12 protein-coding genes are annotated in these 14045 nt (G+C 73.3%); 7 read left to right on the plus strand and 5 right to left on the minus strand.

Annotated elements, in window-relative coordinates; genetic code table 11:
- Positions 1-3 precede the first annotated feature (3 nt).
- The 3 genes from ACFWI4_RS29450 to ACFWI4_RS29460 all read right to left on the minus strand — a co-directional run bounded on the left by ACFWI4_RS29450 (position 4) and on the right by ACFWI4_RS29460 (position 3335).
- Positions 4-795, minus strand: coding sequence for an SDR family NAD(P)-dependent oxidoreductase (locus ACFWI4_RS29450; RefSeq protein WP_387202213.1), 792 nt, complete (start codon positions 793-795; stop codon positions 4-6).
- Positions 796-1076: 281 nt separating this feature from the next.
- Positions 1077-2819 carry a hypothetical protein gene (locus tag ACFWI4_RS29455; protein ID WP_387202216.1) on the minus strand — a complete coding sequence of 581 codons (1743 nt, stop codon included), beginning with the start codon at positions 2817-2819 and terminating at the stop codon, positions 1077-1079.
- Between the two features lie 96 nt (positions 2820-2915).
- Positions 2916-3335, minus strand: a complete 420-nt coding sequence (locus ACFWI4_RS29460) for a molybdopterin-binding protein (RefSeq protein WP_387202219.1) — start codon at positions 3333-3335, stop codon at positions 2916-2918.
- A gap of 175 nt (positions 3336-3510) precedes the next feature.
- On the opposite strand from ACFWI4_RS29460, the gene ACFWI4_RS29465 reads away from it, so the two are divergent.
- From ACFWI4_RS29465 to ACFWI4_RS29480, 4 genes are all read left to right on the plus strand, one after another.
- On the plus strand, positions 3511-3900 hold the full coding sequence (locus ACFWI4_RS29465) for a cell division protein SepF (protein WP_387202222.1): 390 nt from the start codon (positions 3511-3513) through the stop codon (positions 3898-3900).
- A gap of 297 nt (positions 3901-4197) precedes the next feature.
- Positions 4198-5367 carry an AAA family ATPase gene (locus ACFWI4_RS29470; protein WP_387202225.1) on the plus strand — a complete coding sequence of 390 codons (1170 nt, stop codon included), beginning with the start codon at positions 4198-4200 and terminating at the stop codon, positions 5365-5367.
- A gap of 13 nt (positions 5368-5380) precedes the next feature.
- Positions 5381-5713 (plus strand): nucleotide pyrophosphohydrolase, encoded by a 333-nt coding sequence (locus ACFWI4_RS29475; RefSeq protein WP_387202228.1) that lies wholly within the window; start codon positions 5381-5383, stop codon positions 5711-5713.
- Between the two features lie 227 nt (positions 5714-5940).
- Positions 5941-6420, plus strand: a complete 480-nt coding sequence (locus ACFWI4_RS29480; RefSeq protein ID WP_385403067.1) for a DUF6099 family protein — start codon at positions 5941-5943, stop codon at positions 6418-6420.
- 216 nt (positions 6421-6636) lie between these two features.
- Here the strand turns inward: ACFWI4_RS29480 and ACFWI4_RS29485 are convergent, their stop codons facing one another.
- Together ACFWI4_RS29485 and ACFWI4_RS29490 are read right to left on the minus strand one after the other, a co-directional pair.
- Positions 6637-7560 carry an LLM class F420-dependent oxidoreductase gene (locus ACFWI4_RS29485; protein ID WP_387202231.1) on the minus strand — a complete coding sequence of 308 codons (924 nt, stop codon included), beginning with the start codon at positions 7558-7560 and terminating at the stop codon, positions 6637-6639.
- Positions 7561-7682: 122 nt separating this feature from the next.
- Positions 7683-8396, minus strand: coding sequence for an SDR family oxidoreductase (locus ACFWI4_RS29490; protein ID WP_387202234.1), 714 nt, complete (start codon positions 8394-8396; stop codon positions 7683-7685).
- Positions 8397-8568: 172 nt separating this feature from the next.
- On the opposite strand from ACFWI4_RS29490, the gene ACFWI4_RS29495 reads away from it, so the two are divergent.
- From ACFWI4_RS29495 to ACFWI4_RS29505, 3 genes are all read left to right on the plus strand, one after another.
- Positions 8569-9198: a TetR/AcrR family transcriptional regulator gene (locus ACFWI4_RS29495; RefSeq protein WP_387202237.1), complete on the plus strand. Its 630-nt coding sequence runs from the start codon at positions 8569-8571 to the stop codon at positions 9196-9198.
- 551 nt (positions 9199-9749) lie between these two features.
- The gene (locus ACFWI4_RS29500; protein WP_387202240.1) at positions 9750-11234 is read left to right on the plus strand and encodes a 3' terminal RNA ribose 2'-O-methyltransferase Hen1; all 1485 of its coding nucleotides are present in this window, start codon (positions 9750-9752) and stop codon (positions 11232-11234) included.
- Positions 11231-13774: a polynucleotide kinase-phosphatase gene (locus ACFWI4_RS29505; protein WP_387202243.1), complete on the plus strand. Its 2544-nt coding sequence runs from the start codon at positions 11231-11233 to the stop codon at positions 13772-13774. Before ACFWI4_RS29500 ends, ACFWI4_RS29505 begins: the two co-directional genes overlap by 4 nt.
- The last annotated feature ends 271 nt before the right edge of the window (positions 13775-14045 follow it).

Genomic DNA, 14045 nt, shown 5'->3' on the forward strand with positions numbered 1-14045 from the left:
CCCCTACACGCTGTATCCGCCGTCCACCCCGAGCGCCTGGCCGGTGATGAAACCCGCGCGGTCCGAGGCCAGGAACGCCACGGCCTCGGCGACGTCCAGGGCGCTGCCGAAACGGCGCAGCGGGGTGTTGCGGCGGGTGATCTCCAGCGCCCTGTCGTCGAGTTCGCCGGAACCGATCAGACGGGCGGCGGTCCCGTCGGTCAGCATGCCGGGGGCGACGCAGTTGACCCGGACGCCGTAGCGGCCCTCCTCGGCGGCGAGGGCGCGGGCGACCGCCTCGACCGCCCCCTTCGGTCCCGCCGAGAGGCCGTCGCGCACCGGGAACCTCCGGGTCGCCACGGTGGTGACGGCGACGACGGCGCCCCGGCTCTCGCGCAGCAGCGGCAGCGCGGGATGCACCAGGGCGAAGAACCCTCCCGCGTCCGCGTCGAGCTGGGTCCTGAACGCGCCCGGGGTGACCCCGCTCAAGTGCGTCATCGGCACGTGCGGGCCCGCCGCGTGGACGAGGGTGTGCAGTCCGCCGAGCTCGGCGGCCGTCCCCGACACGGCGGCGGCCACGGCCCGCTCCTCGCCGAGGTCCAGCCGCAGCGCCCGTATCAGGCGGCCCTCGTCCGCGAACTCCGCCGTCAGCCCGGCGGCGAGCGCCTCGGCGGCCTCCCGGCTGGAGCGATACGTGAACACCACGTCACTGCCCCGCTCGGCGAGGATCCGCACGATCGCGGCGCCGATGCCCCCGGTGCCGCCCGACACGAACGCGACACCGTTGCGGTGCGAGAAGTCCGGCGCTTGCGACATCGACATCACTGTCCCTGGGACTCGGCGACGCTGCTTCACGGCCTCGCGGGCCGGGCGTGGATCCGGCGCGGATCCGGCATGGAGCCGGCGCGGATCCGGACGGTGCGCACGCGCGCCCGGCCGGGCGACGGGACATTCCAGCACGCGCCGCCGCCCGGGGAACAGGCGTGTGCACCGATTCACCGCCCGAGGAACAGGCGTATGCACCGATTCACCACCGCCCGGGGAACGGGCGTGTGAACGCGATCCACCGCCCGGGGCGGGCGCGGGACCGTGAATCCTCAGGGCTGGGTCAGCGGCAGGTGGAGGTCCGTGCTCGACATCGTCATCGGCGTCGCCGAGACCGCGCGCAGCCGCATCCGCGTCCCGGCCTTGGGGAGCGTGAACCCCCCGTCGGGGGGCCGGAGTTCGTAGCGTCCGAAGGCGTGGCCGGCCAGGGTGGACGGGCCGGAGGCCACCGTCCAGTAGCGGCTCATGCCCTGGCCCGTGGTCACGGTGAAATGCGGGCTCAGGGCCGCGTCGCCGAGATTGGTCACGCCGACCGTGAGTGCGGTCACGGAGTGGGCGGCGCGGCGGGCCTCGGTGACCTGCATGCGCAGCGGCGGGGACCCGGTGGCCCCCAGCGTCACGGCCGCCGCCGACGGGGCCAGCAGCAGGACGACCGCGGCCATGAGGGCCCCGCGCCGGTGCGTGCCGCGCAGGAAGGCCGGGCGGGGCTGCCACGCGGTCCGGAAGGACTCCCAGGGCGCGGTGATGGCCGCTGCCACCCACAGGGGCGTCATCAGCAGGTAGTAGCCGTCCTGAGAACGGGTCGCCACGTAGAACGCGCACCAGGGCAGTACCGTCGCCGCCGGCCCCAGCCGCCGTACGAACAGCACGAACAGGGCCAGCAGGGCCGCCGCCAGGAGCAGGCTCGCGTGCGCGTACCAGGCCAGCCGGTCGCTGCCGTCGGTGAAGTACAGCGAGATGTCGACCAGGCCCTGTCCGTGGATGTCGGCGTCCTGGGTGAGGGGCAGGGCGATCCCGGAGAACCAGGAGTGCGGCTCGCTCACGATGAAGTACGAGTTGATCAGCAGCCAGGTGGCGGCTGCGATGCCGGCGATCCGGCCGACCGCGATCGCCGCCGCCCGCGCGCCGAGGTCGCCGCGGCGCAGCGCGTACACCCCGGCCAGCAGGAACGGGGTGAGGAACCAGGGGAGCTGCTGTGCCGCGCAGGCGGCCCCGAGGCAGACGGCCCGCGCGATGTCGGCCCGTCCGCCGCGGCCCATCCGCGGCCATCCGACCACCACGGGGATGAGCAGGGCGCAGGCGAGGATCGCCGGATAGCCGAGCCGCGCGTACGTCGGCAGCAGGCCGAGGCCGAGGCAGGTCAGCGTCGCGGCGGAGCGCCACGGCACCGGCAGCATCCGCCACATGACGACCGTGCCCGTGATGAGGGCCCCGGTGCCGACCATCGTGGCGGGCGTCGAACCGTGCCCGACCCACAGCAGCGGCGCGGTGAGCATCAGCGCGAGCGGTGGATAGCCGTACGTGAAGTCGTAGCCGCCGTTCATCGTCGCGGTGAGGGCGACGCCGTGGTCGAAGAGCCAGGGCCACGGGCGGTCGTAGACCTGGTGGCCGGCGGCGAACTCGTGGGCCGCCTGGGTGGTGAGGACCGACTCGTCGCTGCCCTGGTGGTTCATGATCAGCCCGCACACGACCAGGGTCAGCGCGGTCAGCAGGACGACGAGGTCGAGCCGGGCCAGTGAGCGGCCCCGGCGCACCACGAGGGTCAGGACGCCCGTCGCCAGGATCGAGGCGTAGCAGAGCGAGACGACGGCGGCGACGATGAGCCGGTGGCTGGCGGCCTGCGCCCACAGCGGGCGCGTACCGATGAACAGGCTGATGTCGGCCAGGAGGGTGAGGACGCGGTGCCACTGGGCGGGCGCCTCGTCCGGGTTCCAGCGCGTGACCGGCCCGCCGGACGAGACCGTCGAGGGGGCCTGGCGGCGCGTCGGCGCCGGCTTGATTTCTGCCGAGTACACGGCCTCATACGCTAATTCCAGCCGGTGAGCGGCGCGCGACGGGACGTGAAGAGTCCGGTGTGAGGCGAGTAAGAGCACGCCCGTGGGCCGGTGGCCTCAGGCGTTGGACAGCGAGACCTCGGTGGACTTGATCAGGGCGACGACCTCGGAACCCGTGTCGAGGCCCAGGTCGGAGACCGCGTCCCGGGTGATCGCGGAGGTCAGTTCGCCGCCCGCGACCCGGACCTTGACGCTGGCCATGGCACCGCCGGTCGTGACCGCGGTGACCGTGCCCGGCAGCTGGTTGCGGATGCTCAGTCCCTCCACCGGCCCGGTCGCCAGGGAGACCTCTGTGGACTTGACCAGGGCCCGCACGGCGGAGCCCGACGCGAGGCCGAGCTCCTGTACGGCCTCCCGGGTGACGGCCGCGGTGATCTCCTGTCCGGCGTCGAGCCGGATCTTGACCGTCGCCATCACCTCACCGGGGGTGACCGAGGTGACGGTGCCGGGGAGCTGGTTGCGGATGCTCAGGCTCATTCGGAGGCCTCGATTGCTGGGCGGAGGGAGGGTTAGGGACGTATATGCGTAGCTTGCCGCACGCGGCGGATCCGGGTCCGGTTCGCGGACCGTGTCGCTGTTGGGCCGAACGGGTGACCATGCGTAAGAATTGCCCGGTGCAGACAACGAGTGCGAGCCAGGACGGGGTGGACCGATGAGCGGCCACGACGTCACCGACGAACAGTGGGAAGGGCTCGCCCAGGTCGTTCCGTTGCGAGGCCGGGACGCCTGGCCGTCGGCCGTGCGGCACCGGTCGATACCCGAGGCCGAGACGGAGACGCGGCGCCGCTTCGTGGTCCTGCGGGTCAACGTCTTCGCGGACGCCCGCGACGTCGCGGAGACGCTCATGTCGGGCATCCCGGTGCTCCTCGACCTGACCGGCGCGGAGACCGAGGTCGCCAAGCGGGTCCTGGACTTCAGTACGGGCGTGGTCTTCGGCCTGGCGAGCGGGATGCACCGGGTCGACCGGAACGTGTTCCTGCTGACGCCTCCGGGGACCGAGGTGCGCGGCCTGATGGAGGGGGTCGGCGTTCCCGGCCTCTGACGGTCCCTGGCCTCGACCGGGTACGGCCGGCCCTGGTCGGGGCGGTCCCTGGCGTCGACCGGGGGCGGTGCCTGCCCCTGACCGGGCGTGGCCCCTGTCCCTGATCGCGGGTGGCCCTGGCCTCGACCGGGCGCGACCGCTGTCCCTGATCGGGGTGGCCCCTGGCGTCGACCGGGCGCGGTCCCTGGCCGCCACCGGGCGCGGCCCCCGTCCCCGGCCGCCCGCTCCGTCCCTCGATCGTAGGAAGGTCCCCCGGGCGTAACGGTTCGCCTCGTTTCGGCGGCCTACCGTCCGCATATGACTCTGACCTCTGCGGAAGCCCCCACGGCGGTGGTGGCGCGCCCGGTCCGTCCCGGCGTCACCGAGCTGCGGCTCGCCGCCTTCGCCGCGCACCGCCGCGTCCGGTTCCCGCTCGGACCGCTCACCCTCGTCGCCGGCCCCAGCGGCAGTGGCAAGACGGCCGCCCTGCGGGCCTACGAGGCACTGGCGCGGCTCGGTGCCGGGGAAGCGCTCCGGGAGGTGTTCCCCGACCCGGTCGCCTGTGTGCCCGAGCGGTCCAGGGCCGACGCCCAGCACCGCCGCGGTTTCCGGATCGGCTGCACGGTCGACGGACCCGAGGGCCCGGTCCGGCTCGACGTCGCCGTCCAGGCCGAGCCCGAACTGCGCGTCGTGGGCGAGCGGTTGTCGGCCGGCGGGCGGACCCTGCTGGAGACGGCGCTGCGCGACCCGGGCCGCCCCTGCGTCCAGGCGGCCTGGCACACGGGCGGCACGTCCTCGGTGACCCGGGTCCCGCTCCCCGACGACCGCCTCGGCACCGCGCTGCTGCCCCTCCGCGTCGCGGGCCGCACCGCCGGAGAGCGTCAAGTCCTGGCCGCCGCCGAGCAGATGGTCCTCGCCCTGCGGTCCGTGTACGTCTGCGACCCGGACCCGGACTCCATGCGCGCGCCCGTCCCGCTCGGCTCCGGACGCCTGCTGCGCGGCTGCGGCAACCTCGCCGAGGTCCTGTGGCGTACGAGGTCGGAGTGCGGCCGGCGCTACGCCCACCTGGTCGCCGCCGTCGAGGCCGGATGCGCGGGCCCGGTCACGGACGTCCTGGCCGAGGTGCTCGGCGACGGCACCGTCCGCGCCCTCCTCGACCGGGGCGACGGCGCCCGTACGCCGCTCGGGCTGCTCGGCGACGGCGAGTTGAGGTATCTCGCGCTCGCCCTGGTGCTGCTCACCGGGCCGGGTGTCCTGGAGGTCGACCCTGCGGGCGAGGTGCCGGCCGCGTTCCAGTCGCTGACGGTCCTGGCCGACGGCTTCGACCGGGCTCTGGACACCCGGCAGGCCGGAGAGCTGACGCGGCTGGCGGCGCGCATGTGCGAGCGGGGCCACATCAGGCTGCTCGGCACGGTCGTCGACGGGAGGCAGGCCTCCGCGACCGCCGGGGCCACGGTCGTGGACCTGAGGCCACCGGGCCGGGGGTGATACACCTGACGGCGTGAGTGAACTTGATGTGGCGACCCTTCAGCGCAGACTGGCCGAGTTCGCGGCCGTACGGAACTGGCAGCCGTACCACACCCCCAAGAACCTGGTGGCCGCCCTGAGCGTGGAGGCGTCCGAACTCCTGGAGATCTTCCAGTGGTTGACGCCGGAGGAGTCGGCCCGCGTGATGGGTGACGCGGACACCGCGCACCGCGTCACCGACGAGGTCGCGGACGTGCTCGCGTATCTGCTCCAGTTCTGCGAGGTGCTGGGGATCGACCCGCTCGCGGCGCTCGACGCGAAGATCGACCGCAACGAGCGGAGGTTCCCGGCCCCGGGCAACTCCTGACGGGGCCGTCCCGCCCCGCGTCCACGAACCCCTGACCGGGCGGCCGCTCCGCCCGCGCGAAACGGAATCCCATACTCTCCGTAGTTGTCGTGGCGGTCCGATGCGATTCCGTGTCCACAGATTTCGGGCTTCCTCTGGCTTTCTGTCTCAAGGACCCTCACTCTGGGTAGTGAACAAGGGAGTTCGACTGTACGCGCGAGAGCGCGTCGGACAGACGGGGGCAGCGCATGGAAGCGGTGCGGCTCATCGTGGCGAGCAGACGTGCCCTGGCGGAGAGCGGTGAGACTGCGGAGGTGATGGCGGAGGCGTGGCAGGCGCATTCCCTGGCCCAGGCGATCGGCAGCCGCTTCGCGGTCTCCGGTCCCCCCGAACTCCGGGGCGAGGCCCTGGGGTTGACCGAGCTGGCGGGCCGCGGCTGCGGTGTGCTCGGCGATCACGCCCTCGATGTCGGCGCGTTACGGGCCGCCCGGCTCACGGAGCTGGGCGACGCGCGCGAGTCGCTGCTCTGCCTCGGCGCACTCCTCGCCGAGGTCGGCATAGCCCTGGTCGGCATCGCCTGCGCGGCGGACGACGAGGGAAGGTACTGGCAGTGCATGGAGGCGATCGACGCGGCGGACGAGTCGCGGGACCGCGTCCTGGAGATGCTCAGACGTCTCGCGGTACGGGACGAGAAACGCGTGGTGGAACCGGACTCGGCCGCGGGCTAGAGCGCCCCTGACGCCGCCGGGCGGACGCGAACTGTCGGACAGGCCTTGGACGGCCCGCGACGCCCGACCGGTCCCGGGCCCGGTCCCGGCCGCGGTGAGGAACCCGACCGGAACCGCCCGTGAGGCGTGACCCGGGTCGCCCGGGACGTTCTGGCGCCCGGTCGGAGGCCCTTGTGGGGCGTGGGCGCCGGGGCCGGGGTGCTGTGCGGGAGGGGGTCAGCCGAGCTGGGGTGCCACCTCGGAGGCGATCAGGTCCAGATGGTCGAGGTCGTTCAGGTCCAGCATCTGGAGATACATCCGCTGCGAACCGACCGCCTGGTACCGGGCGATCTGCTCGACGACCTCCGCCGGGGACCCCGCGAGCCCGTTCGCCTTCAGTTCGTCGACATCGCGCCCGATGGCGTCCGCCCGTCGCCGCACCTCGCCGTCGGTCCGGCCGACGCACGCCACGAGCGCGTTGGAGTACACGAGTTCCTCCGGCTCGCGCCCCGCCTGTTCCAGTGCGGCCCGGACCCGGCCGAACTGCCGCTCCGAGTCGGGGACCGAGGCGAAGGGGATGTTGAACTCACTGGCATAGCGGGCCGCGAGGGCGGGGGTCCGCCTGGCTCCGTGACCGCCGATCAGCACGGGCACCTTCGACTGCGCGGGCTTGGGCAGCGCGGGCGAGTCCTTGAGCTGGTAGTACGTCCCGTCGAAGGTGAAGCGTTCGCCGACAGGCGTGCCCCACAGCCCGGTGACGACGGCGAGCTGCTCCTCCAGCCGGCCGAACTTCTCCTTCGGGAACGGAATGCCGTACGCCGTGTGCTCGGCCTCGTACCACCCGGCCCCCAGGCCGAGTTCGACACGGCCGCCGGACATCTGGTCGACCTGGGCGACCTGGATGGCCAGCACGCCGGGGAGGCGAAAGGTTCCGGCGGTCATCAGGGTGCCCAGGCGGATACGGCTCGTCTCGCGGGCGATGCCGGCCAGGGTGATCCAGGCGTCGGTGGGGCCGGGGAGCCCGTCGACGGAACCCATGTGCACATAGTGATCAGAGCGGAAGAAGGCTCCGTAATGGAGGTCTTCGGCGGCCTTGGCGACGCGGAGCAGCGTGTCGTAGGTCGCGCCTTGCTGCGGTTCTGTGAAGACTCGAAGATCCATGTATCCATCATGCACCGGTCACAACTGGCGTCCCCCGTCGAACCGCTGGCACGCCGTCGCCCGTCGGGAAACATCTCCGCCCGTGACGGCCGGGACGGCCCGAAGGTATGGATCGGCCGCCGCTACTGCTGCCCGGCGAGCTGGGGGTACAGGTCGCTCAGCTCGCCCGAGAGGCCGGCCTTGACCTGGCGGGTGAGCGCGTCGGCGAGGACCTCGTGGGCGTCCGCCTCGATGCCGTCGAGCGCCTGCGCCGCGACGCTGTGGGCGGTGACCTTGGGGACGTCGAGGCTCGCGGTCAGATCCGTGTCGACGTAGCCGACGTGCAGTCCGGTGACCCGGATGCCGCGCGGCCGCAGTTCCAGGCGCAGCGCGTTGCTCTGGGACCACAGGGCGGCCTTGGCGGCGCTGTAGCCGTCGGCGCCGGGGACCGTGACCCACGACAGCACCGAGTGGACGGTGAGGATGTGCCCGCCGCCGTTGCGCTCCATGACCGGGACGAAGGCGCGGGTGGTGAGGAGCGGGCCGAAGAAGTTGATGTCGAACTCCCGCCGCACGTCCTCGACGGGGGAGTCAAGGAACGAGGTCGGGGCGGTCGCGCCCGCGTTGTTGACCAGCACGGTGACGTCCTGGGCCCGCGCCGCCGCGGCCGCGACCGAGGCGGGGTCGGTGACCTCCAGGGCGAGGGGTACCGCGTCGGGGTGGCCGACGGTCCGCGGGTCGCGGGCGGTCGCGTAGACCTTCCGGGCGCCACGCTCGTACAGGGCGTCCACGAAGGCCTTGCCGATACCGCGGCTGCCACCCGTCACGAGTGCCACCGCGCCTTCGATGCTGGTCATGAGCTTCTCCTCTTCAGGGCCGCCGGGAATCGGGAGGGCGGGGCGGTGGCGGCGCGGCCGGCCGGGCCGTGCGCCGCACCGCCCATATCGTAAACCGATCGGTTTTCTGTGCTCACCCGCACTGTAAACCGATCGGTTTCCGCGAGGCAAACGGAGAACGTAAGCTGGGCCCATGACACAGGTGACCTCGACCGCGACCGCCGGTTCACCGACCCGCGACCGGCTGCTCGACGCCGCGGCCGAGCTCTTCTACCGCGAGGGCGTCGGCGTCGGCGTCGAGGCGCTGTGCCGGGTGGCCGGAGTGTCCAAGCGCTCGATGTACCAGCTGTTCGACAGCAAGGACGGCGTCCTTGCGGCCAGCCTGGAGCGCAGCGCGCCCGCCTATCTGGCGTTCCTGCTGCCCCCCGACGACGGCCGGCCGCCGCGTGACCGCGTTCTGCACGTCTTCGAGCGCCTGGAGGAGATGGCCGCCCGGCCGGACTTCCGCGGCTGTCCCCTCGTGGCCGTGACCGCCGAGCTGAAGGCGCCGGATCACCCCGCGAGCGTGGTGGCCCGCCGCGGCAAGGACGAACTGACCGCGTTCTTCCGGCGGGAGGCGGAGCGCGGCGGAGCCGGGGACCCCGAGCTGCTCGCGCGCCAGCTGACCGTCGCCTTCGACGGATCGGGCGTACGGGCCGTGATGCAGGGCCGGGGCCTGGACGGCCTCGCCCTCGCGACCGCCACCGCCCTGCTCACCGCCGCGGGCGTCGAGAGCGAAGACACCACGACGCCCGAAGAACGGGAAGCGGAAGCCTCCGACTGACGTCCGCCCGGCCCCACGGCCGTCCACCGTCCGGCCGGGCCACCGTCCGGCCGACGCGCCACCGTCGCACGGCCGCCCCCCCCGGGTGAACCGGCCGACCCCGGGCAGCGCGCGGCCGACCCGCGGTGCCCCCTCGGCCGCCCCGGCCGGCCTCGGCATCTCCCGGCCGCCCCCTGTCGCCCCTCCCGGCCGGCCCCCGCCGCCTCCAGCTGAACCTCTCGGCCGCCCCGGTCGACCCCCGGCCGGTCCCCGGGACGCCCCTCGCCCAGGGCCCCGTCGGCGTCCCTAGCGCCAGGTGAAAAACCGCGGGTCCACCTGGGGTGTTCGCTGTACGTTGTGGGGGCGCGCCGAGGGCTGGCGTCGCCCCTGCGGTCGGCCGCGGCGCGGCGTGGCCACGGCCACGGGGGCCGTGGCGGAGCCGGGAGCGGCGACGGCCGGGGCGCGCTCGCCCATGCCGTGGCCCCTCGGCGTCCGGCCCCGGCGCACCGCGCACCGGCCGGGCGGCCCACAGGATCCCCACGGCTCAGAAGACGTATCGAGGCAGACACACCGTGTTCCTGACGATCAGTACCACCGGTACCCCGGAGCGACCCGCGACCGACCTCGGCTTCCTGCTGCACAAGCATCCCGATCACGCGCAGCGGTTCTCGACGTCGTACGGGACGGCGCACGTCCTTTACCCCGAGGCGACCGCCGAGCGGTGCACGGCCGCACTGCTCCTGGAGATCGACCCGGTGGCGCTGGTCAGGCGCGGCAAGGGCAAGGGACGCGGGGGAGCCCCCGACGCGGCCCTCGCCCAGTACGTCAACGACCGCCCGTACGCGGCGTCCTCACTGCTGGCCGTCGCCATCGGCGCCGTCTTCTCCAGCGCGATGAAGGGCCAGTGCGCGGCACGGCCCGAGCTGCCGGCAGAGGGCCGACCGCTGCGCGTCGAGGTGCCCGCGCTGCCCGCGAGCGGCGGCGCCGGTGTCGTCCGCGCCCTGTTCGAGCCGCTGGGCTGGACGGTGACGGCCGAGCCCGTGCCGCTCGACGAGCGCTTCCCGGAGTGGGGCGACTCCCGCTACGTACGCCTGGAACTGGAAGCGGACGGGCTGACGCTCGCCGAGGCCCTGCGCCACCTCTATGTGCTGCTCCCCGTCCTCGACGACTCCAAGCACTACTGGGTGTCGTCGGACGAGGTCGACAAGCTGCTGCGGGCGGGCGAGGGCTGGCTGCCGGGGCACCCGGAGCAGAAGCTGATCGCCGACCGCTACCTCTCCCGGCGCTCGTCGCTGACCCGGGAGGCCATGGAGCGGCTCGAACTCGCGCGGCTGGCCGAGACCGACGACATCGCCGTCGAACAGCTCGACAACGCCGTCGACGAGACCACCGACACCGAGGAGAAGCCGGTACCGCTCGCCGTGCTGCGCCGGGACGCGATCCTGGCCGCTCTGCACGCGTCCGGCGCGAGCCGCGTCCTCGATCTCGGCTGCGGTCAGGGCCAGTTGGTGCAGGCCATGCTCAAGGACACCCGCTTCACCGAGATCGTCGGGGTCGACGTGTCCATACGGGCGCTCACCGTCGCCTCGCGCCGCCTCAAGCTCGACCGCATGGGCGAGCGGCAGGCCGCCCGCGTCCAGCTCCTCCAGGGCTCGCTCGCCTACACCGACCGCCGTCTGAAGGGGTACGACGCCGCCGTGCTCAGCGAGGTGATCGAGCACCTCGACCTGCCCCGGCTGCCCGCCCTGGAGTACGCGGTGTTCGGCTCCGCCCGCCCGCGGACCGTCCTCGTGACGACCCCGAACGTCGAGTACAACGTCCGCTGGGAGACCCTGCCGGCCGGACACTCCCGGCACGGCGACCACCGCTTCGAGTGGACCCGCGAGGAGTTCCGGGCCTGGGCCCGCAAGGTCGCCGAACGGCACGGCTACGACGTGGAGTTCACCCCCGTCGGCCTCGACGACCCCGAGGTCGGCCCGCCCACCCAGATGGCCGTCTTCACCCTGGCCACCGGCACCACCGCCACCCCGAACGCGAAGGAGGAGAAGGCCGCATGAGCGAGCGACACGACCAGGGGCGCGTCCTGCCCGTCACCGACCTCTCCCTCGTGGTGCTGATCGGCGCCTCGGGCTCCGGCAAGTCGACGTTCGCCCGGCGGCACTTCAAGCCGACGGAGGTCATCTCCAGCGACTTCTGCCGGGGGCTGGTCGCCGACGACGAGAACGACCAGAGCGCCAGCGGCGACGCCTTCGACGTCCTGCACTACATCGCGGGCAAGCGCCTCGCGGCCGGACGCCGGACCGTCGTCGACGCCACCAGCGTCCAGCAGGAGAGCCGCCGCCAGCTGATCGAACTGGCCCGCAGGCACGACGTGCTGCCGATCGCCGTCGTCCTCGACGTGCCCGAGGAGGTCTGCGCCGAGCGCAACGCGGCGCGCACCGACCGGGCCGGGATGCCGCGCCGCGTGATCCAGCGGCACATCCGTGAACTCCGGCGCTCGCTGCGTTCCTTGGAACGCGAGGGCTTCCGCAAGGTGCACGTCCTGCGCGGCGTGGACGACGTCGAGAACGCCTCGGTCGTCACCGAGAAGCGGTTCAACGACCTCACCCACCTCACCGGGCCGTTCGACATCGTCGGCGACATCCACGGCTGCGCCTCCGAGCTGGAGACGCTGCTCGGCAAGCTCGGCTACGTCGACGGCGTGCACCCCGAGGGCCGTACGGCCGTCTTCGTGGGCGACCTCGTCGACCGCGGCCCCGACTCGCCCGGCGTGCTGCGCCGCGTGATGTCCATGGTCGGTTCCGGCAACGCCCTGTGCGTGCCCGGCAACCACGAGAACAAGCTCGGCCGCTACCTCAAGGGCCGCCAGGTCCAGCACACCCACGGACTCGCCGAGACCATCGAGCAGATGGACCGGGAGAGCGAGGAATTCCGCGCCACGGTACGGGAGTTCGTCGACGGGCTGGTCAGCCACTACGTCCTCGACGGCGGGCGCCTGGTCGTCTGCCACGCCGGCCTGCCCGAGAAGTACCACGGCCGCACCTCGGGCCGGGTGCGCTCGCACGCGCTGTACGGCGACACCACCGGGGAGACCGACGAGTTCGGGCTGCCCGTGCGCTACCCGTGGGCGGAGGACTACCGGGGCCGGGCCGCGGTCGTCTACGGCCACACCCCGGTCCCCAACGCCACCTGGCTCAACAACACCATCTGCCTGGACACCGGCGCCGTGTTCGGCGGCAAGCTGAGCGCCCTGCGCTGGCCGGAGCGCGAGCTCGTCGACGTACCCGCCGAACGGGTCTGGTACGAGCCGGCCAAGCCGCTGGCCACCGAGGCGCCGGGCGGTCACGAGGGGCGTCCGCTGGACCTCGCGGACGTGCACGGCCGCAGGGCCGTCGAGACCCGGTACGCGGGACGGGTGGCCGTCCGCGAGGAGAACGCGGCGGCCGCGCTGGAGGTCATGAGCCGCTTCGCGGTGGACCCCCGGCTGCTGCCGTATCTGCCCCCGACCATGGCCCCCACGGCCACCTCGCACGTCGAAGGCCACCTGGAACACCCCGCCGAGGCCTTCGCCCAGTACCGGGAGGACGGGGTCGCCCGGGTCGTGTGCGAGGAGAAGCACATGGGGTCGCGCGCGGTGGCCCTGGTCTGCCGTGACGCGGACGCGGCGCGTGAGCGGTTCGGCGTCGACGGCCCCACCGGGTCGCTGTACACCCGTACCGGCCGCCCCTTCTTCGCCGACGCCGCCGTCACCGAGGAGATCCTCGGCAGGGTGCGCGCAGCGGCGACCGAGGCCGGGCTGTGGGAGGAGCTGGACACCGACTGGCTGCTGCTGGACGCGGAGTTGATGCCGTGGTCGCTGAAGGCGTCCGGGCTGCTGCGCAGTCAGTACGCCGCTGTCGGCGCCGCGTCCGGGGCGGTCTTCCCCGGTGTGCTGACCGCCCTCGAAGGGGCGGCGGCGCGGGGACTCGACGTCGCCGAGCTGCTGACACGCCAGCGTGAACGGGCCGCGGACGCACAGGCGTTCACCGAGGCGTACCGGCGCTACTGCTGGACCACGGACGGCCTCGAAGGGGTGCGTCTCGCGCCGTTCCAGATCCTGGCCGTCCAGGGCCGGAGCCTCGCCGGGCTGCCGCACGACGAGCAACTCGCCCTGATCGACCGGCTCGTGGAGAACGACGGGAGCGGGCTGCTGCACACCACCCGGCGGCTGTTCGTCGACACCGGCGACCCGGAGTCGGTGCGGGCCGGGATCGACTGGTGGCTGGAGATGACCGGCCGCGGCGGCGAGGGCATGGTGGTGAAGCCGGTCGGCGCGGTGGTGCGGGACGCTCAGGGGCGGCTCGTGCAGCCCGGCATCAAGTGCCGGGGCCGCGAGTACCTGCGGATCATCTACGGTCCGGAGTACACCCGTCCGGAGAACCTCGCCCGTCTGCGCGGCCGCTTCCTGAACCACAAGCGGTCCCTGGCCATCCGCGAGTACGCCCTCGGCCTCGAAGCCCTGGACCGCCTGGCGGAGGGCGAACCCCTCTGGCGCGTCCACGAGGCCGTCTTCGGAGTCCTCTCCCTGGAATCCGAACCGGTGGACCCCCGCCTGTAAGGCCCAAACCCCGGTGGGGGCCCCGTCAGGGGCGCGAGGAACCGCGCGCCAAGCCCCCACCGGGCAGGCACCCGATTCCGGGACCCGGGCGGGGGCCCCGTGAGGGGCGCGAGGAACTGCGCGCCAAGCCCTCACCGGGCAGGCAGCCGAATCCGGGACCCGGGCGGAGGCCCCGTGAGGGGCGCGAGGAACTGCGCGCCAAGCCCCCACCGGGCCCGCAGCCGATCCGCCCCACCGGGGCACACCCACCCCACCCCGGCCAGGGAGATTC

Origin of the sequence: Streptomyces sp. NPDC127038 (assembly GCF_042725875.1) — a bacterium.
Lineage (GTDB): Bacteria > Actinomycetota > Actinomycetes > Streptomycetales > Streptomycetaceae > Streptomyces.

Bases quoted from the DNA above. Each gene is read 5' to 3' on its own strand.
- ACFWI4_RS29450 (WP_387202213.1), bottom strand. From the start codon at position 795: ATGTCGCAAGCGCCGGACTTCTCGCACCGCAACGGTGTCGCGTTCGTG.
- ACFWI4_RS29460 (WP_387202219.1), bottom strand. From the start codon at position 3,335: ATGAGCCTGAGCATCCGCAACCAGCTCCCCGGCACCGTCACCTCGGTC.
- ACFWI4_RS29465 (WP_387202222.1), top strand. From the start codon at position 3,511: ATGAGCGGCCACGACGTCACCGACGAACAGTGGGAAGGGCTCGCCCAG.
- ACFWI4_RS29470 (WP_387202225.1), top strand. From the start codon at position 4,198: ATGACTCTGACCTCTGCGGAAGCCCCCACGGCGGTGGTGGCGCGCCCG.
- ACFWI4_RS29480 (WP_385403067.1), top strand. From the start codon at position 5,941: ATGGAAGCGGTGCGGCTCATCGTGGCGAGCAGACGTGCCCTGGCGGAG.
- ACFWI4_RS29485 (WP_387202231.1), bottom strand. From the start codon at position 7,560: ATGGATCTTCGAGTCTTCACAGAACCGCAGCAAGGCGCGACCTACGAC.
- ACFWI4_RS29490 (WP_387202234.1), bottom strand. From the start codon at position 8,396: ATGACCAGCATCGAAGGCGCGGTGGCACTCGTGACGGGTGGCAGCCGC.
- ACFWI4_RS29495 (WP_387202237.1), top strand. From the start codon at position 8,569: ATGACACAGGTGACCTCGACCGCGACCGCCGGTTCACCGACCCGCGAC.
- ACFWI4_RS29505 (WP_387202243.1), top strand. From the start codon at position 11,231: ATGAGCGAGCGACACGACCAGGGGCGCGTCCTGCCCGTCACCGACCTC.